The sequence below is a fragment of the Pseudoalteromonas sp. S3431 genome, assembly GCF_000690035.1.
In the GTDB taxonomy this organism is placed as follows: domain Bacteria; phylum Pseudomonadota; class Gammaproteobacteria; order Enterobacterales; family Alteromonadaceae; genus Pseudoalteromonas; species Pseudoalteromonas fuliginea.
Window position 1 is genome coordinate 1 of record NZ_JJNY01000048.1, and the last position, 23,355, is coordinate 23,355.

24 protein-coding genes and 2 tRNA genes are annotated in these 23,355 nt (G+C 37.5%); 16 read left to right on the plus strand and 10 right to left on the minus strand.

From position 1 onward, the window contains the following. Window positions 1-3: 3 nt before the first annotated feature. Together DO88_RS07010 and DO88_RS07005 are read right to left on the minus strand one after the other, a co-directional pair. Window positions 4-94 (minus strand) — tRNA-Ser (locus DO88_RS07010). Window positions 95-177: 83 nt separating this feature from the next. After that, window positions 178-268 (minus strand) — tRNA-Ser (locus tag DO88_RS07005). A gap of 251 nt (window positions 269-519) precedes the next feature. Here DO88_RS07005 and DO88_RS07000 point away from each other — a divergent pair. From DO88_RS07000 to DO88_RS06970, 7 genes are read left to right on the plus strand one after another with little or no spacing between them, the layout of a single operon-like run. Beyond that, entirely contained in the window at window positions 520-1,185 is a 666-nt protein-coding gene (locus tag DO88_RS07000) for a Bax inhibitor-1/YccA family protein (protein ID WP_007375716.1), read from the plus strand. 55 nt (window positions 1,186-1,240) lie between these two features. Then, window positions 1,241-1,594, plus strand: a complete 354-nt coding sequence (gene tusD / locus DO88_RS06995) for a sulfurtransferase complex subunit TusD (protein ID WP_007375715.1) — start codon at window positions 1,241-1,243, stop codon at window positions 1,592-1,594. After that, entirely contained in the window at window positions 1,591-1,947 is a 357-nt protein-coding gene (gene tusC / locus DO88_RS06990) for a sulfurtransferase complex subunit TusC (RefSeq protein WP_033039861.1), read from the plus strand. Before tusD ends, tusC begins: the two co-directional genes overlap by 4 nt. Beyond that, complete coding sequence (locus tag DO88_RS06985; RefSeq protein WP_007375713.1) at window positions 1,944-2,210, plus strand: DsrH/TusB family sulfur metabolism protein; 267 nt, start codon at window positions 1,944-1,946, stop codon at window positions 2,208-2,210. Before tusC ends, DO88_RS06985 begins: the two co-directional genes overlap by 4 nt. A gap of 3 nt (window positions 2,211-2,213) precedes the next feature. Next, window positions 2,214-2,543, plus strand: coding sequence for a TusE/DsrC/DsvC family sulfur relay protein (locus DO88_RS06980; protein ID WP_007375712.1), 330 nt, complete (start codon window positions 2,214-2,216; stop codon window positions 2,541-2,543). Further along, complete coding sequence (locus DO88_RS06975; protein WP_033039863.1) at window positions 2,543-3,229, plus strand: pseudouridine synthase; 687 nt, start codon at window positions 2,543-2,545, stop codon at window positions 3,227-3,229. Before DO88_RS06980 ends, DO88_RS06975 begins: the two co-directional genes overlap by 1 nt. Next, complete coding sequence (locus DO88_RS06970; protein WP_033039907.1) at window positions 3,222-3,659, plus strand: NUDIX hydrolase; 438 nt, start codon at window positions 3,222-3,224, stop codon at window positions 3,657-3,659. Before DO88_RS06975 ends, DO88_RS06970 begins: the two co-directional genes overlap by 8 nt. 160 nt (window positions 3,660-3,819) lie before the next feature. On the opposite strand, the gene DO88_RS06965 is transcribed toward DO88_RS06970, so the two are convergent. Next, entirely contained in the window at window positions 3,820-5,091 is a 1,272-nt protein-coding gene (locus tag DO88_RS06965; protein ID WP_033039866.1) for a sensor domain-containing diguanylate cyclase, read from the minus strand. Window positions 5,092-5,718: 627 nt separating this feature from the next. Here DO88_RS06965 and mnmA point away from each other — a divergent pair. From mnmA to DO88_RS06940, 5 genes are all read left to right on the plus strand, one after another. Continuing rightward, window positions 5,719-6,819 carry a tRNA 2-thiouridine(34) synthase MnmA gene (mnmA, locus tag DO88_RS06960; protein WP_007375708.1) on the plus strand — a complete coding sequence of 367 codons (1,101 nt, stop codon included), beginning with the start codon at window positions 5,719-5,721 and terminating at the stop codon, window positions 6,817-6,819. Beyond that, on the plus strand, window positions 6,819-7,421 hold the full coding sequence (gene hflD, locus DO88_RS06955; protein ID WP_033039867.1) for a high frequency lysogenization protein HflD: 603 nt from the start codon (window positions 6,819-6,821) through the stop codon (window positions 7,419-7,421). The genes mnmA and hflD overlap by 1 nt, the downstream gene beginning before the upstream one ends. 31 nt (window positions 7,422-7,452) lie before the next feature. Next, window positions 7,453-8,823: an adenylosuccinate lyase gene (gene purB, locus DO88_RS06950; protein ID WP_033039868.1), complete on the plus strand. Its 1,371-nt coding sequence runs from the start codon at window positions 7,453-7,455 to the stop codon at window positions 8,821-8,823. An 87-nt stretch (window positions 8,824-8,910) separates the two neighbouring features. Further along, entirely contained in the window at window positions 8,911-10,056 is a 1,146-nt protein-coding gene (locus DO88_RS06945; protein WP_033039871.1) for a ribosomal protein uL16 3-hydroxylase, read from the plus strand. 9 nt (window positions 10,057-10,065) lie between these two features. Further along, window positions 10,066-10,524, plus strand: coding sequence for a GNAT family N-acetyltransferase (locus DO88_RS06940; protein ID WP_007375704.1), 459 nt, complete (start codon window positions 10,066-10,068; stop codon window positions 10,522-10,524). A gap of 61 nt (window positions 10,525-10,585) precedes the next feature. Here the strand turns inward: DO88_RS06940 and DO88_RS06935 are convergent, their stop codons facing one another. From DO88_RS06935 to DO88_RS06925, 3 genes are all read right to left on the minus strand, one after another. Beyond that, complete coding sequence (locus DO88_RS06935) at window positions 10,586-11,032, minus strand: DUF4826 family protein (protein ID WP_008133649.1); 447 nt, start codon at window positions 11,030-11,032, stop codon at window positions 10,586-10,588. Window positions 11,033-11,149: 117 nt separating this feature from the next. Next, window positions 11,150-12,553, minus strand: coding sequence for a M28 family peptidase (locus tag DO88_RS06930; protein WP_033039872.1), 1,404 nt, complete (start codon window positions 12,551-12,553; stop codon window positions 11,150-11,152). A 172-nt stretch (window positions 12,554-12,725) separates the two neighbouring features. Next, on the minus strand, window positions 12,726-13,139 hold the full coding sequence (locus DO88_RS06925; RefSeq protein ID WP_033039873.1) for a hypothetical protein: 414 nt from the start codon (window positions 13,137-13,139) through the stop codon (window positions 12,726-12,728). A 147-nt stretch (window positions 13,140-13,286) separates the two neighbouring features. On the opposite strand from DO88_RS06925, the gene DO88_RS06920 reads away from it, so the two are divergent. Beyond that, window positions 13,287-14,084 carry a hypothetical protein gene (locus DO88_RS06920; RefSeq protein ID WP_033039876.1) on the plus strand — a complete coding sequence of 266 codons (798 nt, stop codon included), beginning with the start codon at window positions 13,287-13,289 and terminating at the stop codon, window positions 14,082-14,084. A 6-nt stretch (window positions 14,085-14,090) separates the two neighbouring features. Here DO88_RS06920 and DO88_RS06915 read toward each other — a convergent pair whose 3' ends face one another. Beyond that, on the minus strand, window positions 14,091-14,495 hold the full coding sequence (locus tag DO88_RS06915) for a GFA family protein (protein WP_007375699.1): 405 nt from the start codon (window positions 14,493-14,495) through the stop codon (window positions 14,091-14,093). 218 nt (window positions 14,496-14,713) lie between these two features. Between DO88_RS06915 and DO88_RS06910 the strand changes: the two genes are divergently transcribed. From DO88_RS06910 to DO88_RS06900, 3 genes are all read left to right on the plus strand, one after another. Then, window positions 14,714-15,550 carry a hypothetical protein gene (locus DO88_RS06910; protein WP_033039879.1) on the plus strand — a complete coding sequence of 279 codons (837 nt, stop codon included), beginning with the start codon at window positions 14,714-14,716 and terminating at the stop codon, window positions 15,548-15,550. 97 nt (window positions 15,551-15,647) lie between these two features. Next, window positions 15,648-17,495, plus strand: a complete 1,848-nt coding sequence (locus tag DO88_RS06905; RefSeq protein ID WP_033030379.1) for an ABC transporter ATP-binding protein — start codon at window positions 15,648-15,650, stop codon at window positions 17,493-17,495. A 766-nt stretch (window positions 17,496-18,261) separates the two neighbouring features. Continuing rightward, complete coding sequence (locus DO88_RS06900; RefSeq protein WP_050482451.1) at window positions 18,262-19,134, plus strand: beta-agarase; 873 nt, start codon at window positions 18,262-18,264, stop codon at window positions 19,132-19,134. A gap of 689 nt (window positions 19,135-19,823) precedes the next feature. Here DO88_RS06900 and DO88_RS06895 read toward each other — a convergent pair. The 3 genes from DO88_RS06895 to DO88_RS06885 all read right to left on the minus strand — a co-directional run bounded on the left by DO88_RS06895 (window position 19,824) and on the right by DO88_RS06885 (window position 23,354). Then, window positions 19,824-21,191, minus strand: coding sequence for a hypothetical protein (locus tag DO88_RS06895; protein WP_232224813.1), 1,368 nt, complete (start codon window positions 21,189-21,191; stop codon window positions 19,824-19,826). A 467-nt stretch (window positions 21,192-21,658) separates the two neighbouring features. Beyond that, window positions 21,659-22,078 carry an MAPEG family protein gene (locus tag DO88_RS06890; RefSeq protein ID WP_033039881.1) on the minus strand — a complete coding sequence of 140 codons (420 nt, stop codon included), beginning with the start codon at window positions 22,076-22,078 and terminating at the stop codon, window positions 21,659-21,661. Between the two features lie 154 nt (window positions 22,079-22,232). Then, window positions 22,233-23,354: an ABC transporter permease gene (locus tag DO88_RS06885; protein WP_007375693.1), complete on the minus strand. Its 1,122-nt coding sequence runs from the start codon at window positions 23,352-23,354 to the stop codon at window positions 22,233-22,235. Window position 23,355 lies beyond the last annotated feature (1 nt).

A 23,355-nucleotide genomic window follows, 5' to 3' on the forward strand; every position in this document is an offset into this window, starting at 1 on the left:
ATATGGTGGAGAGATAGGGATTTGAACCCTAGATGGGCTATAAACCCATGCCGGTTTTCAAGACCGGTGCATTCGACCACTCTGCCATCTCTCCGATACTGCTAAGTTAAAAGTAAGAGTGTACTAATAACTATTTAAATGAATGATACTTTAATTACCACACACTTATTAAATAAGTGGTGGAGAGATAGGGATTTGAACCCTAGATGGGCTATAAACCCATGCCGGTTTTCAAGACCGGTGCATTCGACCACTCTGCCATCTCTCCGCACGGCCTGCATAATAGGGAAACCCATCCCTTTTGTGAAGCTTTTTTTTAAATTAATTGTTTAAGTGCTTAAAAAACAATTAATTTGTTTAAAGTTAAGACAAAGTGTTTTTAATTTAATCGCTAATGAACTTTTATTTAAATATTTGACTCTATTGATCTACAAAGGTTTGCCCAAACATATAAGAGTTGGTAATCTAATTTTAGTTAAATTATCGAAACACACACGTTTCACTTTAAGGAGCTCTACAATGGCGTTTAATCAATCGTACAATACCGCGAAACCGGTAATGTCTACCATTGAAACAAACAAGGTACTTAAAAACACCTACTTTTTACTAGCTATGACACTTGCATTTAGCGCAGTTACAGCCGGTATTTCAATGGCACTACAATTACCTTACTTTATGGGAATTGTGTTTACACTCGTTTCGTTCGGTTTATTATTTGTTGTAAATAAAAAAGCAGATACAGCATCTGGTGTATTTTGGGTGTTTGCTTTCACAGGTTTAATGGGGGCTGGCTTAGGTCCATTGCTTAACCATTATGCCGCATTACCTAATGGCCCAATGCTTATTATGCAAGCCTTAGGTTCTACAGCGCTTATCTTTTTTGGTTTGTCTGCTTATGCACTAAATACTAAAAAAGATTTCTCATTTATGGGTGGCTTTTTAACTGTTGGCTTAATCGTTGTAATTGTAGCAAGCATCGTTAATATCTTTATTGGCAGTTCATTGATGTTTATGGTAATTAATGCAGCAGTTGTACTGATTATGTCTGGTTTGATTTTATTTGATACAAGCCGAATCATAAACGGTGGCGAAACTAACTACATTCGTGCAACAGTATCTTTATACCTAAGCGTATATAACTTATTTACCTCTTTGCTTGCTCTACTTGGCGCAAGTGATGACTAATTAAATAGTTCTGTTAAAATAGCCCCTTTATTGGGGCTTTTTTATTGGAATTGTTTTGGCACGCTTTGTTCTTTCATTACATACACCACCATCCGATCACGATACCACGCAACGCATAGTTAAATTTGCGAATGCATGTTTAGCCCAAGGGCATACCATTGATGCTATTTTTTTATACCAGCAAGGTATTTATCATGCATCTACACACTTTGATTTATCCTCAGACGAACTTCGAATTTCAGCACTTTGGCAGCAACTCGCTGATCAAAAACTAAATTTAATGCTGTGTGTTACCGCCGCGCAAAAGCGCGGGTTGGATATTAAAAACACAGGTGTATTTAAAGTCGCAGGGTTAGCTGAATTTGCAATGCTTGCAAGCGACGCAGATAAATGGGTGCAATTTAAATGATAAACGTATTAGTAATGAGTCAGTGCAGCCCATTTGACGATTTAAATATTCGTGATGCACTTGATATGACATTGATATTTGCTGCTGTTGACCAAAATATAAGTTGGTTGTTTAGCGGCCCCGCCGTTTTAGCTTTAAAAAAGCATCAGCAACCAAATGATATTGGCTTAAAAGACTTTTTTAAAAATATTAAAACACTCGAAATTTACGATATTGAAAACATTTACGTGTGTGAAAAATCATTGCTTGATTATGGTTTAAATAAACATGATTTACTCATAGAGGCAAAAGCACTCAACTTTAGCCAACAACAAACATTAATTAAAGCCCAGCAGCATGTGGTGAATCTATGAGCACGTTACATATTTTTTCAAAGCCGCTTAACTACTACTGTGCAAATCAATTAGAAAATTTAATTTTACCAACCGATAGCATTTTGCTGGTTGGTGATGCCTGCTTTGCAAAAAAACAATTTAGGCAGTTTGCAGATACACTGTTAATACTTGAACAAGACGCGCAAGTACGTGCAATAAAATTAGCAGATAACGATAAAGCAATTAGCTATGAAGACTTTGTGGCACTCACTTTATCAACTAACCAATCAATTACGTGGTAACTCATGCTTGAATTTAACAACCAACAGATTGAAACCGACAAACAAGGCTACTTGCTCGACCATACTTTATGGTCAAAGGAGCTGGCGCCTGTAATTGCTACTCAAGAAAACATCACACTTAGTGAGCAACACTGGGAAGTCATCAATTTTGTTCGTGATTTTTACATTGAATATAACACCAGCCCAGCAATTAGAATGCTTGTAAAAGCAATGGCTAAAGCACTCGGTGAGGACAAAGGTAATAGCCTTTATTTATATAAATTATTTCCTAAAGGCCCAGCTAAACAAGCAACAAAAATTGCTGGATTACCAAAACCAGCTAGGTGCATATAATGAGAGCTAAATCAGGCAATAATCAAACAACACAAACCAAGCCTAAAAGAAGTACTGGGCGTACTTATTCTCGCAGTGCACTTAATAAAACGCCATCTGGTAAAAGAGAAATAAAGCCGCAAATAGCATCTAAAGACAGAAAAATTGTGTTATTCAATAAACCATTTGATGTGCTATGCCAATTTACAGATGACGCAGACAGAAAAACGCTTGCAGAATTTATCCCGATTAAAGAAGTATACGCCGCAGGAAGGTTAGACAGAGACAGTGAAGGTTTATTGCTTTTAACAAACTGTGGAAAATTACAAAACACCTTGACTGCTCCTGATAAAAAAACGAATAAAACCTACTGGGCACAAGTTGAAGGTGAACCAACGAGTGAATCAATTAATGATTTATGTAATGGCGTAGAACTTAAAGACGGACTTACACTCCCCGCTAACGTTAAAATAATTGATGAACCAACAATTTGGGCGCGAAATCCGCCTGTACGTGAACGAAGAGCAATCCCCACTACTTGGCTAAGCATTACCATTAACGAAGGTAAAAACAGACAAGTCCGCCGCATGACGGCGCATATTGGCCACCCTACTCTTCGCCTCATTCGCTATAGCATTGGTAACTATACGTTGGATGATATTAATTGTGGTGAATATAAAGTAATTAAGGGCGTAGTTGATTCATAAACCGCATGTTACGGTTGCAGCAATAGTAAAAAAGCAAAATGAGTTTTTACTTGTAAAAGAGCGCGATAAATTTACAAAGCAAATTTGTTACAACCAACCTGCGGGTCATTTAGAGAAAAATGAGACACTTGCACAAGCTGCAAGCAGAGAGTTACTTGAAGAAACAGGCTTAGCGCTTGAGCCTATTGGCTTTTTAGGTGTGTATAATTTGCATGCCGATAACGCAGTGCACTATTTACGGTTCTGCTTCTTATTTGAAGCACCTCAGAATATACCAGTCCCAAAACCGCTAGATAGCAACATTATTAGCGCGAATTGGCACACCTACGAGCAAATAAAATCGCTACCGCTCAGAAGTCCCCTAGTTTTAAAGTGTATTGATGATAGTCTAAATCGGCCAATATTAAGTCTCGAAACTATATACAATTAGGCTTAAACTATTTTAAGCCTAAGGCCTGTTTATCTCTCGAGGTTAAGTTTGCAGCCGTATGTTTAGTTTTTAGGTATCTCTGCGCCTGTAGTGCGTGGTTATCCCCGATAAATAGGCGCTAATGCAGCATAAATACCAAACAAAATAATATGCAGGTTATTTAATTAGCACTTAAAGCAATACAATTGCGGCCTTGTCTCTTTGCATAATAAAGTGCGCTGTCGGCTGCTTTTATAAAATTTAGCTCATCACTAGCTGTGCATTTATCTATTGTATTTATACCCATACTTACAGATAAAAAACCGGTAAAACTACCTTCATGCGCAATGGCTAAATTTTCTATCGCTTTTTGTATCTGCTCAGCTATAAACAAAGCACCTTGCTTGTCCGTTTGTGGTAATAAAACTATAAACTCTTCCCCACCATAGCGAGCAACAAAATCCTCAGGGCGACTCACTGTTGATGCTATTTTTTGAGCCACATCATATAAACAACTATCACCCGCTACGTGTCCGTATAAATCATTAAATTCTTTAAAGTGATCTATATCAAGGATGATTAATGACAATGAACCTTCGTACGCCTTCGCACGCTCAAACTCATGTGTTAACTTTTCGTCAAATCGACGTCTATTCGCTATTTTCGTCAGCGCATCCAAAAAAGCCATATCTCTGAGTATATCTTCTGCTTGTAAACGCTCAGTAGCATCTTTAAAAACAGCCAAAAATTCTTCCCCAATATCAATTCCTGATACCTCCATCATTACTTGAGAACCATTTTTACATGACACTCGGTAGTTATTAGCTGGAATGTCGTTGTTATTTTTCAGGGCTAGTTGCAAAGAATTGTCCCAAAGTGTTTTAGCGAACTCCCTATACTTGATATCTGGGTAAGCTTTTTGCCACCAAACATTTAGGTTGGGGACATCTTTGACCGTATAACCAAAAACGTCTACAAAGCGTTGATTTACTCTTAAAATATCGCCAGTTCTTGCACATACATTACACACTGGCATAGGTAATGCTGCGAATAATTTAGCGTAGTGGCTAAGTTCATGTTTACGCATTGGATGCTGTGTACTTTGCGATAAATAACTCATTGCCGTATTATTTTTTTCAGTATTTATCTTTTCATCCATTTCTAACGCGAAATACCATTCAAGCCACCAATATTCAACGTGAGCCAATACTTTTTTTTCAATACGATCTTGAAAAGATGATTGCTTAATGAGGCCGAATAACTCAGTTATATGATTTGGTTCTTGATAAATACGAAGGCTTTTTAGTTTTATAAGTTCATAGAAAAGATGATAAGCGGCTTTCTTAAATTCAGTATTTGTATTTGCTGATAAATCATTTGGTGAAAAACTAGACTTTAGAGTGTAATGCTCTACGAGTGATTTTATCTCATTTATTTGATAAGCATAATTCATATATTCATTCCGTTGACTATATAGGTAGCGTCCCTAAAATTGATACTATTTAAACAATATCAACTATTTACTATTTCCTAAGTGTATATTTACCCAAGTAGTTTTAAAAGAAAATACTATTAATAAAATTCAATATTTGCATGAAAAAAACTAATAAACTTAGTGCCTACTGACCTTTAGGATTAAAATTTGTTCTATATAAGTGAAATTAAATAGTGCGCGAGGTATCAGCCTAGTAGGCGTTATCTACTCCATCGTTACCGTACATACTACATCCGTCGTTAACAATGAGTAGATTGCCCACGGACAAACCAAAGGGCGCGAATGTTTAGTATTTATGCAACGTTATCGCTTATTTATAAGAAATAGCCACACACCATAAGCGTTACCTTGCCTAAAAATCAATATACTGTTTCAAATTCAACCGCGAAAGGTAAACAGGCACTAATTAATGCGTGAAGTTATGTCCGCTCAAACGGCTCTTAAGGCTAGTTTGCTATTTGTTATACAAATAAAATAGTGACAAATTATGTCTTTGCTTCCCTACGCTCTTTAAGCACAAACAAAATACATGCTATAATCGCGGCCTTTCCAAGTTAACAGCAATCTGTATAAGCGAAATTATTCATGAGCGAAAATAGTCACATTAAAGTCATTGTTGGCATGTCCGGCGGTGTTGATTCTTCTGTATCTGCATATTTATTACAACAACAGGGCTACCAAGTTGAAGGCCTGTTTATGAAGAACTGGGAAGAAGACGACAATGATGAATATTGTGCCGCCGCTGATGATTTAAAAGATGCGCAAGCTGTGTGTGATAAATTAGGTATTGAGCTTCACACTGTTAACTTTGCAGCAGAGTATTGGGACAACGTATTTGAGTACTTTTTAGCAGAGTACAAAGCAGGTCGTACACCGAATCCAGACATAATGTGTAATAAAGAAATTAAATTTAAAGCCTTTTTAGAATTTGCGGCTCAAGCACTCGGTGCTGACTTTATTGCAACGGGTCACTATGTTCGCCGTGAGCTTCGCGATGACAAATACGTTATGTGTCGCGGACTTGATAACAATAAAGATCAAAGCTACTTCTTATATACCCTAAGCCATGAACATATTGGCCAAACGTTATTCCCGGTAGGCGATATCGAAAAACCAGAAGTACGCCGCATAGCAGAAGAGCAAGACCTAATCACGCACGATAAAAAAGACAGCACAGGTATCTGCTTTATTGGTGAGCGTAAATTTAAAGACTTTTTACAAAAGTTCTTACCAGCACAACCTGGCGTTATTGAAGACACTGACGGTAATAACGTAGGCGAGCACGAAGGCTTAATGTACCACACACTTGGACAACGCAAAGGCTTGTTAATTGGTGGTATGAAAGAAGGTTCTGGCGAACCATGGTACGTAGTTGATAAAGACTTAGAACGTAACGTACTTATTGTGGGCCAAGGTAAAGATCACCCTCGCCTATACAGTAATGGTCTTAATGCAAACCAATTGCATTGGGTTGATCGCATTGGTCCTAAAGGTACCACTCGCTGCACAGTAAAAACACGTTACCGCCAAGAAGACTTAAGCTGTACCCTACTTGTAGGTGAAGACGGCATGGCCCGCGTATTGTTCGACGAGCCACAAAAAGCAGTGACACCTGGTCAATCTGCCGTATTTTACGCAGAAGATGTGTGTTTAGGCGGTGGTATTATTGATTCGGTGATCAAGTAATGAATGAACACCAAGTCATGGCGCTTGCCGCCATGTGTCAAGTAGCTAAGCAAGTTCAAAAAATTGCCCAGTACGGCAGTAATAATGAGCACGACTTAGAAGTATTACTTTCAAGCATTATTCAAACATCACCGGCTTCGCCAGAAGATGTTTACCAAGGTACTGACAACTTACGTGATGGCTATAAAACATTAATGGCGCAGCTAACCACAGGTGCTCAAAAAGATGTTGAAATAGTAAAATACGTAGGTGGTTTGATGCAGCTTGAGCGTGCGCTAAGTGCAAACGATAAAAGCTTAAACGAATTAGGTAAACGAATTGATGATATTCATCGTCGTTTAGATCACTTTGCTATTACCGACGAGAGCGTTGTTGCCGGTTTAGCAGATATATACTCGTCGGTGCTGAGCCCCCTTGGGCACCGAATACAGGTTTATGGTAAACCCGAGTTATTAAAACAGCAGCTCACTCAAAATAAAATCCGTGCGTTATTATTAGCCGGCATTAGAAGTGCAGTATTATGGCGACAAATGGGCGGTAAACGCCGTCACTTTTTCTTTGCAAAAAGAAAAATACTCGCCATTGCTAAAACAAAAATTTAACTATCGTTCAAACTAAAATTTAGGAGTTATTATGGAGCTTTCAGCGTTAACGGCTATCTCTCCAGTGGATGGTCGCTACGGCAGCAAAACCACTGAACTGCGCAGTATTTTCAGCGAATTTGGCTTAATCAAATACCGCGTAATTGTTGAAGTGCGTTGGTTGCAAGCGTTAGCTGCAGCAAGCGATATTAAAGAAGTGCCTGCATTTAGCGAAGAAGCTAATGCACTTCTAAACGCCATTGTAGATAACTTCAGTGAAGCTGATGCACAGCGCGTTAAAGACATTGAACGTACGACAAATCACGATGTTAAAGCGGTTGAATACCTACTAAAAGAAAAAGTCGCCGATAACAGTGAGCTTCACGCAATTAACGAATTTATTCACTTTGCTTGTACTTCAGAAGATATTAATAATCTATCTCATGGTTTAATGCTAAGCGAAGCGCGTAAAAACGTTTTACTTCCTTATTGCGATGAACTTTTAAGCGCAATTAAAGAAAAAGCAATTGAATACAAAGCAATCCCAATGATGACTCGTACGCACGGACAACCTGCTACACCATCGACTATGGGTAAAGAGTTTGCTAACGTATACATGCGTTTAAAACGTCAACGCGGGCAAATTGCTCAAGTAGAAATGTTAGGTAAAGTTAATGGTGCTGTTGGTAACTACAACGCTCACCTTAGCGCATACCCAGATTACGACTGGCATACACACGCAGATAAGTTTGTATCAAGCTTAGGTTTAACACTAAATCCATTTACGACACAAATTGAACCGCATGACTATATTGCAGAGTTGTTTGACGCAATTGCACGTTTTAACACTATATTGCTCGATTTTGATCGTGACATGTGGGGCTACATTGCCCTTAATCACTTTAAGCAAAAAACAATTGCTGGCGAAATTGGCTCATCAACAATGCCGCATAAAGTTAACCCAATTGATTTTGAAAACTCAGAAGGTAACTTAGGCTTAGCAAACGCTATTTTTGCTCATCTTGCACAAAAATTACCAGTTTCTCGCTGGCAGCGTGACCTTACCGATTCAACGGTATTACGTAACTTAGGTGTAGGTATGGGTTATGCGATTATTGCATACCAATCAACACTTAAAGGTGTAAGCAAGCTTGAAGTAAACGAGCAACGTTTAGCTGACGAGCTTGATCAAAACTGGGAATTGCTAGCCGAGCCGATTCAAACCGTTATGCGTAAATATGGCATTGAAAAGCCATACGAAAAACTTAAAGATTTAACACGCGGTAAACGTGTAAATCAAGAAATAATGGCTGACTTTATCGATGGTCTTGACCTTCCAGAGCACGCTAAAGTAGAAATGAAAAAACTAACACCTGCTAATTACATTGGTCGTGCTGTTGAGTTTATTGATGATTTAGTTTAAAAACTAAATTGCTCTTTTAAAAAGCGAAAGGATCATCCTTTCGCTTTTTTTGTTTTACCCCATTGCACTAACTAGTAGGCATAATGTATGTATCAATTAAAAATAAATAATTTGTCTGAGCAAGAGTTTTTAAGCCATTATTGGCAAAAAAAACCGCTTTTAATCAAACAAGGTTTTACTGATTTTCAAGACCCACTTGATGCTAATGAGCTTGCCGGTCTCGCAATGGAAGAAAGCATAGAGTCACGCATTATCACCAATCATAAAAATGATTGGCAAACGCACCAAGGTCCATTTGAAGACTTTGAGCAGTTAACAGACGATCACTCTACATTGCTCGTGCAAGCAGTTGATCACTGGCATAGCGATGCTGCACAACTACTAGAACCATTTAGGTTTATTCCAAACTGGCGCATAGATGATTTAATGATCAGCTATTCAACGCCTAATGGTGGTGTTGGCCCACACTTAGATCAGTACGATGTATTTATTATTCAAGGCGAAGGCAAACGTCATTGGCGTGTAGGTCTGCCTGATCCGACACTTAAGCAGTTTGCTCAAAACAAAAAATTACTGCAAGTAGAAGCATTTGAAGCCGTAATAGATTGCATATTAGAGCCCGGCGATATTTTATATATTCCACCTGGGTGTCCTCACGAAGGTTACGCTGTAGAAAATGCACTCAATTACTCAGTTGGTTTTAGAGCCCCTAATCAACAAGATTTATTGTCGAGCTTCGCCGATCATATTATTGATACCGAAAGTGGTCAAAAACGCTACACCGATGGTAATCTCACACTCAGAGAATCTAAAGGTGAGCTTAATAATATTGAAGTCACTAAAGTTAAAACATTAATGCAAGGACTGCTTGAAAACGACACGTTATTCAAACAATGGCTAGGAACAACCTTAAGCCAACCTAAACATGAAATGGACTTAGCGCCTGTTGAAGAGCCATTTTCAGCTGAGCAAATAACGAATGCATTAACTAATAACACCATTGTGTTTGAACGCTTAGGTGGCACACGCGCTATTTATCAATTGCTTGAAGAAAACATTTTGTTAAGTGTAAACGGCGAAAATTACACTGTGTTATTAACTGACTTAGCTGCTGTGAAACTACTAACTGACGATATCGAGTTTGAAGCCTCGCAGTTAAAATTTTTAAAACCTAGCCTAGTATTTATTCAAACCTTTACTACACTCGTTAATGAGGGAATTTGGTTTAACTAGGAGTTTGCCATGGGCTATCAAGTTGATAAAGTAGAATGGGCTATACGTAAGGATATGCTTCAACTAATTCGTGAGCGTGTTTTTGTTTATGAATTACACATACCTAAACGTATAGAATTTGATAGCCTAGATAAATTTGCGTTGCATGTACTTGTTACAGACGACACTCACTGCCCCGTTGCTACAGGCCGATTATGTACTGATGGCTTAATTGGTCGAATAGCTGTACTACCCGCACACCGAAACCGCAATGTATATAAATCGCTTCTCAATTTCATTATTGATTTAGCATCAAATCAGGGGATAGAAGCTGTCAGTATTAATTGTATTCTAGATGAAGTAGAACGTTTTAAGCGAAATGGCTTTATTCAGCAAGGAAATGTGTTTATGGAGGCGGGAATTCCTAGGCAACGTATGCAATGCTCTGTTTCGGCGTTTAATACAACGCCTTTCACACTTGTCCATTAGATAAAGAAAAGGGCAATAAATAAACCATCACCCTCTACTTTTTTACTTACCCAAACTGTAGTTACTTTGCCTCATTTGCCCACAGAGGTTCATTTTCATACATTTCATACAAGCCATGTGCTCTATTGATAAGTAAGTTAGCAAAATCTACCTGTGTTTTGTCACGGGCGCCTGTACTCATAATTTGATCCGCTTTTAATTGCCACTGCAAAGAAAAGTAACGCATTGCATCGCGGGCATCTGTAGCCGCACTAACCTCAGCATGATCTGTAGGTAACCGCCCTGTTACCACCCAATATGTTTTACCATTTTGTGCTTTAAATTTCCACATTGCGCAAAGTGGCGCTAAAAATCGGCTATCTTTATCAACTACTGATTTTGGCATAATGCCCTTTTCAGCTAAGTGCTTTTGCGCTGCCTGAAAACATTCACGCTGCCATGCAACACGTTGTTGCTCAGCTAAAGCTTGCTCTTGTGCTGTTAACGGTTTTTTTTCTTGTTGCTGCATTTTTAATAACCTTTTACTTCTTTTTTTACACTCTAAGGGCTTAGTAAATAAGGTGCAAGTATAAAATGGCCGTTTACACCTTCAAGCGCTCTGTTTGCTGAATTTTCAGCCAAACTACTATTTTATATTGTGATCAAACGAACCTACATCACCCGGAAACACTACTGGCGACTCAACACCGTCTTTACTAACAGAGGCTACACCAAAGTAATAATTATCAATCACTACATTTTTAAGTGTGTACTGTGAAACCCTACCAACGTATTTACTAAACTGCCATTGCGGCTCGCTCGTGTAACGCCAATAAATTTTGTAACCCGCAATATTTTCATCACTGCTTTTTTGCCATGAAAACGACGTATCGGCTGTAACTGCTCCTGTTATTTTAACTTCTTTTGGCGGTGCAGGTGCCCACGCCATTGATGCCATCGTTACCGCATTAAGTGAAGTTAACTTGGCCGTATAGTCAAAATCAACGCCTTCAATAGTATCACCATACTCAACCCCATTTTCGGTGCGTAAATCTTGATGCTGGCGATCGTAATGCTCGTTAGTTTCCATAATACGCACTGCGGCAAAACCTGCATCGTTAAATGGACGATGATGCCCACCACGGCCAAACCTATCTAATCGATATACAAGCATTGTATCTAAATTAGGAATGTATCTATCCGCAATAGTATCTATGTAGCGCGCTAAATTACGACTCGCAGAATCAACTTCACCACCTCTAAAGCGGCGAGTATTAGCTTGCTCTTTTGTTTCTACAACACGGGTACCTTCTGAAAATATACGTGCAGTTGTATTATCGGTTACCCCATTAATACCGGTAATATTGCCAATCATATCGTTGTTTAAAACGCCATGAACTTGCCAGTCATGCTTTTGCGCGTAAGCCGTTAATATTTTCCCGCCAAACAAACCTTGCTCTTCGCCCGAAAGCGCCGCGTAAACTACCGATCCATTAAATTTGTATTTACTTAAAACACGAGCAGCTTCTATTACACCTGCCACGCCTGATGCGTTATCATTTGCTCCAGGTGAATCACTCGTAAAGTCCATAACATCACTTACACGTGAATCTATGTCGCCCGACATCATCACCATGCGATTCGGCTCGCTCGACCCTCGTTGAATGGCCACTATATTAACCACTTCAACAGGATTAGGAATGCGTTTTTCGCCCGATATAGTGTCCTTTACTTCAATAATTTCTAGGCAACCGCCACACTGTGCCGATATTTTTTCAAATTCTTTTTTTATCCAGCGCCTAGCCGCACCAATGCCTCGAGTATCCGATTTAGTTTCTGAAAGCGTATGGCGAGTACCGAAATCCACCAGCGTTTGAATGTCACTACCAATACGTTCGGCTGATACTTTAGCTGCTATATCATGTAACTTTTGTTGGTCGGTATATTGAAGTTGTGTTTTCCCATGTGCTGATAGTGCAAGTGTGCAGGCGCCTGCAATTGCAGTAAATTTAAGTAACGTTGTTGTGATTTTCAAAGATGTTTTAAGCATTTAGTAGCTCCTAATTATTATAGTGTAACCATTACTTAACTAAGATTTTATGGCAATACATTTGAGGTAGATGTAGAAAGGAGCACGCTAAAGCGCATTTACAAGAGGTTACGCGGATAGTAAAAGCTATTTAATTCCAATAGATACTGGGCCAAAACTGATTATGTATACTTTAATGAGTGGTTTTAATACCAAATTCTTTTAAAAACGCCTTATGTCCTCCTAAGCTTGCAAGCACACCAGCAGAAAACATAAATATTAATACAAATGCTAAACAGCTCAAAAAATTAGAATTATTTGCTGGATTAATATAGTAGTTAAGTAAAAAACCACTTAATACACCTATAAAAGCAATTTTGTTAAATAAAAAGTAACTTGGGATCTCAAATGCCCAAACAGAGGTATTGTTTACAAACTGCCTATATCCATACGTAATAAAAGCCAGCATACCAATAATACTAATTAAAAAAGTAGATACTGTCGCTAATACACTCATATTTTTATAAATAAGCGCATATCCTAATTGTAAAGAATAAATAAATACTGCAAACCATACTAAAACAGCTGGCACTAAAATTAATCCCATTTTCAATCCTTGAATAATACTTAAGCAGTTAATTGCCAATACACTATTATAGTAATAAGTAAAATTACATGTGTTCTGCACAATAATCTATTTAAAAATTTATTTTTCGTGGCACACTATGAACGTGTTTATAAAAAAGTTTAAGTTATGCGTCAGCTAAAAAACGATACCATTGAAGCAAACCAAATCAAATCAGAACAAACTGATTTTGGCCCTATAACTGTATTTCAAAATCAACAGTATCGTTGGCTAACACTTGCACAAAAAAAAGATGAAGATATTACTATTCAAGGTGTTATGTGCCTTGTGCATCCAGAACAAGTAATCGTCCCTGTAAATCAATGCATGTTGCTCTTTTTACTTAAACCTGTAAATACACTAAACATATTAAATTTAGGCTTAGGAACCGCAGGGTTTGAGCGAATCATGTATCACCTGCAAAACCATACGCCTTACATAAATATCATTAATACATTTAGTACAATCGAAATAAACCCGAATATAGCCTCTATTGCAACGCAATTATTTAACCTACCAAGTAACCACAATATCCACTTACAATGCGCTGAGCAGTATATTTCAAAATGCACAGCTAACTTTAACGTAATTACTATTGATATTTTTAGTGGTGAACATCATCAGCCTTTTTTAACCAATGACAGCTTTTGGCAAAACATAAATCGCTGTAGTGAGCCAAATACTCAAGTAATCGTTAATTTAAACCCGCAAACAGGTCAAGAATTACAAGCCCTTTTGGTACTGATAAGGCAACATTTTAAATGCTTGGCGCTAATAGAGTTTAATGAATATAAAAATATAGTATTGATATTGTGCCAACATACGTTGATGCATATTAACGTTGATGAAATACAAAACTCACCTGTGTTTATAAATTTTGCGCCAGACCTTTATAAAAGTATTAACAGTATTTACCACATTGAATAAAACGTCTTACCTCCCAGGTTCATGTTTTTCATAGCACGGTAAGCTTGTTTCTAACAGCTCCCAGTTAGCCTTAGATGTAACAAAGTTATGCGACAATACTTGTTCAGTAATATCGCTATCAAATATACCTAGACGAATTCGTATTCTGCTTTTGTCATCTGCATTACTACTATAAACAGGAGAGCCACAACATTTACAAAAATAGCGCGTACGCCCTGCTTTAAAACTATATTCACTGAGTCGTTCTTGCCCTTTCGTTATTGTGAAGTCATCTGTATTTACAAAGCCATTAGTTGCAAATGCAGTCCCGCTATTTTTTCTACATAGTGAACAATGGCAATGAATAATGCTGGTTATACTGCCCAATACTTCAACACTTACTTCACCGCACAAACACGAACCCGTATACATAAAACGTCCTAATAATTTAATTAATTTCAACTCAGCTAAAATTTGCTGAGCTGATTGAATACAATGACAATATTACATTTTTCAAGCTCAATCAAACCATAACTAATGTTTTAGTGATTGACATAAAAAAGTTAAATTGGTTATATGACTTTTAATAAAAACCATAGCCGAAATTAAAATTGGTTAACCAAATATCATTAATATTACGAGAGCCAATTATGTCTTCTAAACACATTTTATTTCTTTGCTTATTCAGCACCCTATCAGCATGTTCAACCATTCAAAAAAACACATCGAGCGATTGGCTGCTTATTGATAACTTTGAACATTCACTTAGCAAGTGGCAAAGTGTTGATACTCAAAATGAAACCAAACCACAAGTTAAAAATCCACAAATAACAATTATACAACCAGAACAAGCAATCGCATCTGTTAATCATTATTTACTAAAAAAGCCTGCGGCTGAAGGCATTTTAGGAAATCGTAAAGCGCTTTCTTATACAAAACTTCCACAAGCGGTTGAAGTTGGTGACACCTACACATTTTATATGCGTATAAACGTGGCTGCTTTTCCTAATAACCATGCTTTTGGATTAAGCAACCTTACGCCAGAGCTAATTAATAAACATGCGTACGATGCGTTTGAGCCAACACTTCGCGTAACCGATAAAACAGAATCAAACGGGCTTGTAAACGATGGCGCATTAATGGTTAAAACCGACAGCGGGTATAGCAACATTCAAAACTACACTACCAAACAATCGGCCAAGCCACTGCAAACAAATACCTGGTACGACGTATGGTATGTTGTTAATAACGCAGCAGCCTCAGAGCAAGGTCAGCAATATGATGTTTACGTAAAAGGTGGTGAATTTAGCAAGCAAACACTGGTGTATAAAAATGCACAATTTAGAATGAAGCGCGAACAACCTCTTATATACTTTTTAGCAAACTGTAATACGGGCCCAATTAAAAAACCTTATGGTAATGGTGGGCTCAAATACGATGATTTATACATGAGCGAAGGAATAAATCTAAGTAACCCAACGCAATAAATAAGAATAATACTCATAATTAATGACCTACAAACCTGCATTTAAAAATACTTAAATGGTATGATACTCGCCATTATTTGCCATTTAAGTTTTTAAAATGTATAGATTATTTGAAAAAATGACAAAAGCATTTCCTGAGGACCAACCCACTCAGCCGCCTTCTACTTTATTTGCTTTTTGTCGCCACTACACCAAAGGAATGGAGCTGTCGCTACTACTTATGTCAATCAGTGCGGCCATGCTTGCTATTTTAGAGGTTTCTCTATTTAGCTACATGGGCCAACTTGTCGATTGGTTAACGGCTTACACTCCCGAAACCTTGTTTATAGAGCAAAAGTCTGAACTTATTAAAATGGCTGTTATGCTGTTATTAGTATTGCCCATCGTCGTATTTTTTCATTCTGCTATTTTACACCAAGCATTACTGGGCAATTACCCTATGTCTATCCGCTGGTTAGCGCATCGTTATTTGCTGCGCCAAAGTGTTAGCTTTTATCAAAATGAATTTGCAGGAAGAATAGCCACTAAAGTACTGCAAACTTCTTTAGCCGTTCGCGAAACAGTGACTAAACTACTCGATGTATTAATGTATATCGTGGTTTATTTTGGCTCTATGGTATTTTTAGTTGCCGAAGCCGATTGGCGCTTAATGATCCCTTTATTAGTTTGGTTAGCTTTATACATCTGCGTGCAGCTTTATTTTGTACCGCGCCTTAAAAAAATTGCCAGCTCACAAGCCGATGCGCGCTCAGAAATGACTGGTCGTATTGTTGATAGCTACACTAATATTTCTACCATTAAATTGTTTTCGTATACCCAACGTGAAGAGCAGTACGCAAAACAAAGCATGGATGTATTTTTACAGCCCGTGTACAAGCAAATGCGCTTAGTAACCAGCTTAAACTTTGTTATTCAAAGCTTAAATTATCTATTAGTATTTTCGGTTGCCGCTGTATCACTTTATTTATGGTCGCTTAGCGCAATTAGCGCCGGAGCCATTGCAGTTGCTGTTAGCTTAGCGCTTAGATTAAACGGTATGGCGCAGTGGATCATGTGGGAAATAAGTAGCTTATTTGAAAACATTGGCACCGTAGCCGATGGTATGAAAACACTGTCAAACCCTATCGAAGTTGCCGATAAACCAAACGCCGATACACTTAACGTAAGCCAAGGCGCCATTGAGTTTAACAACGTACACTTTAACTACGGTAAAGCGTCAAACGAAACTAATCGAAGCCCAGTAATGAACGGTTTAAACTTAAATATTAAACCTGGCGAAAAAATTGGTTTAGTCGGTCGCTCTGGCGCGGGTAAATCAACACTTGTTAACTTATTACTGCGCTTTTACGATACAGACTCAGGAACAATAAAAATTGATGGGCAAAACATCACAGACGTAAGCCAAGAAAGCCTACGCCGATATATAGCCATGGTAACGCAAGATACCTCCTTGCTTCATCGCTCAGTAAAAGACAACATTTTGTACGGTCGCCCCGATGCAACCCACGATGAAATGCTCAACGCCACCAAACAAGCTAAAGCACTTGAGTTTATAAATGACTTAGTCGACAGCAAAGGCAATAAAGGCTTTGATGCACAGGTGGGCGAACGCGGTGTTACGCTTTCGGGCGGTCAACGCCAACGTATTGCTATTGCACGTGTGCTACTTAAAAATGCCCCCATACTTATACTCGACGAAGCCACCAGCGCACTCGACTCTGAAGTAGAAGCTGCAATTCAGGCAAGTCTTGATGATTTAATGACAGGCAAAACAGTTATTGCCATAGCGCATAGGCTCTCAACCATTGCGCAAATGGATAGATTAATTGTACTCGATGATGGGGGCGTGGTTGAACAAGGCACTCACGAGGAACTAATCGCTAAAGCCGGAATTTACGCTGCACTTTGGACTCACCAAACTGGCGGATTTATAGGAGTAGATTGATCATATAAGACCCTAGATATTAGCCTTTATTTTGATGCAACTAAAAACATAAAAGCGAAGCTGCTTACAAGGCTCTTCGCTTTAAATGTAAATTTTTTGTTTCATGAAACATTTGTCTAAATATTAGTGTCGTTCACTGCTTTGTAAAACGTTCATTCACTTCATATTTCTAATTGTTAAAATATTAATAACTCAACGTCCCTAGCATAGCTCTTTACTATAGATTTAAATAAAAATTGTAAAAATAAATTATTTTTCAATTTATACATCAAGTTATAAAAACAATCCAACCTTGCTTCATTAAAAATATCTCTCCAATTCCAATATTAGGTATTTATTAGCAGTAGTAATATCTCTATTTTGATAAAAGTTAAACTGATTGATACAGAGAAAAAACATCTCGCCCAAGCAAAAACACAATGTTAACAGGTGCGATTAAATTATTAACAAAATAAATATTTAATTATCTATTGTTAACAATGTGTAATTGTGCAAATATTAAACAGTTGCTTTGGTGTTACTTTAAAATCAGTACAACAAAGTTACATTACACACTATTTCACTTTTATTAAAACGTATCCATGTCGGTGTGCTTATGCTGGTATTTTCATAAGCTTGAGTTTGAATATGGATACAAATAATAGAAGGTACACACAAAAGAGATTGTTTCATCTAGGGCCTGTTTATCTTTCGATGATTAAATTCACTAAAGTCACTCGCACTAGTTAAAGAAGCATATCTACATTAATTTGCATGGAGATTTTATATGAATATATTAAAACTACTATCCTGTTCTACTTGCGCAATACTCTGCACAGCAACACATGCTGCAGATTGGGACGCATATAGTATTCCGGCTTCTGCTGGATCAGGTAAAACATGGCAATTACAAACTGTTTCCGACCAATTTAACTACCAAGCCGGTACTTCAAATAAACCGGCAGCATTTACCAATCGTTGGAATGCTTCGTATATTAATGCTTGGCTTGGGCCTGGTGATACTGAATTCAGTTCAGGTCATTCCTACACTACTGGTGGTGCGTTAGGCCTTCAGGCAACTGAAAAAGCAGGAACAAATAAAGTGCTTTCGGGAATTGTTTCTTCAAAAGCAACTTTTACATACCCACTTTATCTTGAGGCAATGGTAAAACCGAGTAATAACACTATGGCTAATGCCGTATGGATGCTGAGCTCTGATTCAACTCAAGAAATTGATGCAATGGAGTCCTACGGCAGTGATCGTGTAGGGCAAGAGTGGTTTGACCAACGTATGCACGTTAGTCACCATGTTTTTATACGTGAGCCATTTCAAGATTACCAACCAAAAGACGCAGGCGCATGGGTATACAATAGCGGTGAAACATACCGAAATAAATTTCGTCGCTACGGTGTACATTGGAAGGACGCATGGAACCTAGATTACTATATTGATGGTGTATTAGTTCGCAGCGTTTCGGGTCCGAATATAATTGATCCTGAAGGCTATACAGGCGGCACAGGGCTAAATAAACCAATGCACATCATTTTAGATATGGAACATCAACCTTGGCGTGATGTAAAACCGAATTCAACCGAGCTAGCTGATTCAAACAAAAGTATATTTTGGATTGATTGGGTACGTGTTTACAAAGCAAACTAAGTCATTCTAAAATATTTGTAATACTAGGTTTTATTACTTCTCGTTATACGACACGGAGCAATAAAATTTAAGCTCCCCAAAACTACTTAATGCGGCTATTACAGCCGCATTAAGTATAATTAACCTGAACTCTGGATAGTAAATCTATCTCGAGCAGCTATTGACGCGTGAATTCGCCTTATTTTCACTGAAAACCTCTGGCTAGAAAAAATAAAATTAAATATCACTATAATTCAATACGTTAGTAAATTTTTTAACCAGAGTTCAGATTAATTAATCTCAAAAAATAAATACATCACCACCCCTCTATTTAATTAAAAATAAAAATCGGCATCTACTATTATCTTCATAAAATAAATTTGTTCATAAATACTTTGTCGGCTTAATCATTAAGCTAACAGCTTTATGGCGCTAGCAGCGCTTGCTGATCTTTGAGGATTAAATTTGTTCAACTCAGGGGTAATTTAATTGCAGCGCGAGATTTGTAATCTAGTGGGCTGGGTAACTGCTGCCACGTCCTAATCACTCCTTATCTACAACAGGCAACGATGAAAGAAACCGTGGGCAGCCCGTGTGTTCTTTATGTATAGTTGTCACCTATTTAGGAGAATAGCCATACTACATAGGCTCTGCCTTGCCTAAATACCAAACACAGCGCTGTAAATTCAACCTCAAAAGATAAACAGGCGCTAGTGTGTATCAGCGTTATAAAATTTTATTTTCGCTTGATCTATTTCACTCGATGACAATCTTAATGTTTCGTATAATAATTCAAAATCAAAATCATTTTGTCCGTAAACAAATTTTAATATTGATTCTATTAATAACATTCGCTCATCTTGATCCGATATATCATTAGCAAGCTCTATAGCAAAAGGTAAATCACGTTCAATAGATTTTTCGCCAACAAAACGTTTTGCATAACTAGCTTCATTACTCGGCATTAATGACTTCAGCCAATCACGTGCCATATCAGGATCATTTTTAATTAAACGAGAGCCAATATTACTCATTACCCATTTTTTTGCAGAAACTGGCAGTGTGGGCGCTAAATCAATCAACATACCTAATTTATTATAAGGTATATCAATACTAAGGTTATTTAATAGTTTATCACGGAAAAAAGGATCTTCTTGCGCTAATGCCACGTCAAACGAACGACCTATATATTCCTCGTTAGTCGCCATATATTTCAGTAGTTGCACTATTCCTACATGCCTACTTGCTTCATCTTCAATACTATTAACCCAGTTCAAAGACTGTTCTAAATTTTCTGAAGCGAGTTTTTTTGTGTAAAATTTAATGGTCTCAAATTTTAATTGAGAGTTAGGCAATTCTGAAATTATATTTTCAGCATCATTTGGTTGCTGCTGTATTAATTGCATCAAAACAAAACCCATTAAATGCGCATACATATCTGGGCGTGGCTGTTGGCTAAACCACTCCATCACTGCGCCAGCATTTTCTCTACTCCATTGATTTAACAGTTTATCTATCACACCAGATTTAACGGCAGGGCTCAAAGAAAATCTAACGTCTTCAATGGCTGTAATGGGGCTCTCATCCATAAGCGAAGAGTATGCAACAGTGATTAAATCAACTTGAGTGCTATTATCAAATCCTTTATTTTGAATCCACTCAGACAAATTTTGTAGATCATATTGACCAATGACAGGAATAACACTATTTAGTAAGCGATTACGCATTATGGTATCCAGCCCAAGCATATGCTCTAAGGCTGATGGCCAATTTACCTTAATCCATGCCAAATAAAGAGGTTGCGTTGTTGCAAGTTTAATCTCTACCGTTTCATCACGTAATTCAATAAGAAGTAGTTCAATACAAATAGAAAACTCATCATTGACTTTCATATCGCTTAATTTCGTATCACAGCTATCAAACACAACTCCCAAGTGCTGTTCCGCCTTAGTTGAAACAAAGCGTGTTGTCTCTAAAGTAACTTCACTTTCGGGTGAGTCATCAGTATCAGAGGCATCTGGACTTAGCAAAAAAAACTCGGCACGTAGATAAAAAACAAATAGTGCGGCAATCGACAAAGCTAAAACTATTTTAATTTTAATAAATGCCTCCTTATACCAATTTTAATACCGTAAATAATACGTTTTATGCAGGCCCTGTTCAGCTCTTTGGTTTAAATTTGCTCTATCTGAGACGATTTAACCACGTCGTAAGATTTGTAACCTCGCGGGCTAAGTAAAAACCAAACAGCAAAGAGTAAATTGCCTGGATAATACTTAAAGGTAGTGTAAATAATTTACTAAGATAGTTAGATATTGCCTGCCTATTTATCACGCGTCAATTAATATAATAAATACATTAAATTAACACCAAAGACACATTAACAGAGGTAAATAAAATTTAATCAAAATGCTCATGGTTAAAAATAGCCCTATCATTTTAACAAGACCCACTCCCTTTACAAAAAAAGCGAAGTAATTATAAAATCACTTCGCTTTGGTTATAGATATTGTGATGAACAATATTTATTACTTTAATAGATAAGCTATACAATTAACCTCAAACCAATCATCACTAGCATAACCACATTTGCAATCACACCAATTAAGAAGAAGTAACTACGCGGGCTTGGGTTTTTCTCTGTTGCTATAGCGTAGTACAGTACCATGTGAATTAAACGCGCAATTAAGTACACCCAAATACACATTGCAAATATTGGGCTTTGGTAATTAATTACAAATGCAAATAACACAGTACCTATAAATAATGCGCTGTTTTCAAGCGTATTATGAAATGTACGATGCGCCCTGAATATAAAGCTGTCGTGCGATAAATCTTCATCAATTTTACCTGGCACAGCATTAGGCTCTTTTGCTTTACTAAACGTAGCCACTGCCCATTGTACAACCAACATAATTAAATACAGGTAAAACGCTAAGTAAGCCGAAATTGTAACTTCAGTCATTATTAAATCCCTTATTGTGTTTTTAATTGGTATTATCCAGCAAGTTTTAGGCCGCACTTAGTTTGTTGATAAATATAAGTTTAATTTAGTAAAACTATTTATGAATGTAAGTAATTCCACCTTTTTATAAAAATTACCGACTAGATAAACCTTATTATCCAAACGCGACTGATTTACGAAACCGCGATAATGCAAATATAAAAAATACACTGCCGATTACGAATAAAGCCAAAAAGTAAGGCCAAACTACATCCCACCCCGCTCCTCTATATAAGATGGCTTGAGCAAACTTTACAAAATGAGTCGTAGGTGCAAATAACATAATATTTTGTACTATATCAGGCATGCTTTCGCGAGGGGTAACCCCGCCCGACAACATTTGCAATGGCAATAATATAAGGATCATCAGTAAGCCTAATTGCGGCATGGTACGCGCCTGCGTTCCTAATAATATTCCCAATGATGTTGTCGCAAATAAATGAATGGCGGCGCCCAATAAAAACAACGCTGCTGAGCCATGAATAGGCACTTGTAAAAAGCCTTCAATTACAATAAAAAGTGAAAAAGTGGTCAGTAATAAAATAACTAAACCATTGGCCCAAATTTTAGCAATTACAATTTCAAATGGCGTTAATGGCATTACTAATAAATGCTCCAGCGTACCGTGTTCACGCTCACGTATCACCGCAGCTCCGGTTAAAATAATCGAAATCATGGTAATAACGTTCATTAATTCCATCACACTGCCAAACCACACACTGGTCATATTGGGATTAAACATTATGTGCGCCGATTGCTTAATAGGCAGTGTGTATACCGTTCGATAGCCTTGAACAAATTCATTAATTTCAGCACTAATAATTGTTTGAATATAATTATCACCAATAAATGCTTGCGACATACGTGTGGCGTCTATATTCACTTGTAATGTAGGTTGCTTACCTGCAAGAACGTCACGCTCAAAGTGTGGCGGAATATTTAGCACAAAGGTATAACTTCCGTTATCAAGCGAAGGATCCACTGCACTTAACGCAATAACGTCAGGCGTTTTAAAGTAAGGGTCGTAAAATGCATTAATTATACGCTTAGATAGTTGTGATTGATCGCCGTCAACAACTGCAATAGGTGCATTATTTAACTCAATGGAAGTTGCCGAAGACACAACATAAATTAATCCTGTAAAAGCAAAAAACACAAATAATAACAGCACTTTATCGCGCCATAAGCTACGCAGTTCTTTGATACCTAAATTAAGAATATTACTAAGGCATTGCATG

Excerpts from the sequence above, each read along its gene's own strand:
- DO88_RS06905 (WP_033030379.1), top strand. The coding sequence starts at position 15,648 with ATGTATAGATTATTTGAAAAAATGACAAAAGCATTTCCTGAGGACCAA.
- DO88_RS06915 (WP_007375699.1), bottom strand. The coding sequence starts at position 14,495 with ATGTATACGGGTTCGTGTTTGTGCGGTGAAGTAAGTGTTGAAGTATTG.
- DO88_RS06900 (WP_050482451.1), top strand. The coding sequence starts at position 18,262 with ATGAATATATTAAAACTACTATCCTGTTCTACTTGCGCAATACTCTGC.
- DO88_RS06930 (WP_033039872.1), bottom strand. The coding sequence starts at position 12,553 with ATGCTTAAAACATCTTTGAAAATCACAACAACGTTACTTAAATTTACT.
- DO88_RS06975 (WP_033039863.1), top strand. The coding sequence starts at position 2,543 with ATGAGAGCTAAATCAGGCAATAATCAAACAACACAAACCAAGCCTAAA.
- DO88_RS06935 (WP_008133649.1), bottom strand. The coding sequence starts at position 11,032 with ATGCAGCAACAAGAAAAAAAACCGTTAACAGCACAAGAGCAAGCTTTA.
- DO88_RS06890 (WP_033039881.1), bottom strand. The coding sequence starts at position 22,078 with ATGACTGAAGTTACAATTTCGGCTTACTTAGCGTTTTACCTGTATTTA.
- DO88_RS06920 (WP_033039876.1), top strand. The coding sequence starts at position 13,287 with ATGCGTCAGCTAAAAAACGATACCATTGAAGCAAACCAAATCAAATCA.
- DO88_RS06940 (WP_007375704.1), top strand. The coding sequence starts at position 10,066 with ATGGGCTATCAAGTTGATAAAGTAGAATGGGCTATACGTAAGGATATG.
- DO88_RS06945 (WP_033039871.1), top strand. The coding sequence starts at position 8,911 with ATGTATCAATTAAAAATAAATAATTTGTCTGAGCAAGAGTTTTTAAGC.
- purB (WP_033039868.1), top strand. The coding sequence starts at position 7,453 with ATGGAGCTTTCAGCGTTAACGGCTATCTCTCCAGTGGATGGTCGCTAC.
- tusC (WP_033039861.1), top strand. The coding sequence starts at position 1,591 with ATGATAAACGTATTAGTAATGAGTCAGTGCAGCCCATTTGACGATTTA.
- hflD (WP_033039867.1), top strand. The coding sequence starts at position 6,819 with ATGAATGAACACCAAGTCATGGCGCTTGCCGCCATGTGTCAAGTAGCT.
- mnmA (WP_007375708.1), top strand. The coding sequence starts at position 5,719 with ATGAGCGAAAATAGTCACATTAAAGTCATTGTTGGCATGTCCGGCGGT.
- DO88_RS06965 (WP_033039866.1), bottom strand. The coding sequence starts at position 5,091 with ATGAATTATGCTTATCAAATAAATGAGATAAAATCACTCGTAGAGCAT.
- DO88_RS06925 (WP_033039873.1), bottom strand. The coding sequence starts at position 13,139 with ATGGGATTAATTTTAGTGCCAGCTGTTTTAGTATGGTTTGCAGTATTT.
- DO88_RS06885 (WP_007375693.1), bottom strand. The coding sequence starts at position 23,354 with ATGCAATGCCTTAGTAATATTCTTAATTTAGGTATCAAAGAACTGCGT.
- DO88_RS07000 (WP_007375716.1), top strand. The coding sequence starts at position 520 with ATGGCGTTTAATCAATCGTACAATACCGCGAAACCGGTAATGTCTACC.
- DO88_RS06985 (WP_007375713.1), top strand. The coding sequence starts at position 1,944 with ATGAGCACGTTACATATTTTTTCAAAGCCGCTTAACTACTACTGTGCA.
- DO88_RS06980 (WP_007375712.1), top strand. The coding sequence starts at position 2,214 with ATGCTTGAATTTAACAACCAACAGATTGAAACCGACAAACAAGGCTAC.
- DO88_RS06910 (WP_033039879.1), top strand. The coding sequence starts at position 14,714 with ATGTCTTCTAAACACATTTTATTTCTTTGCTTATTCAGCACCCTATCA.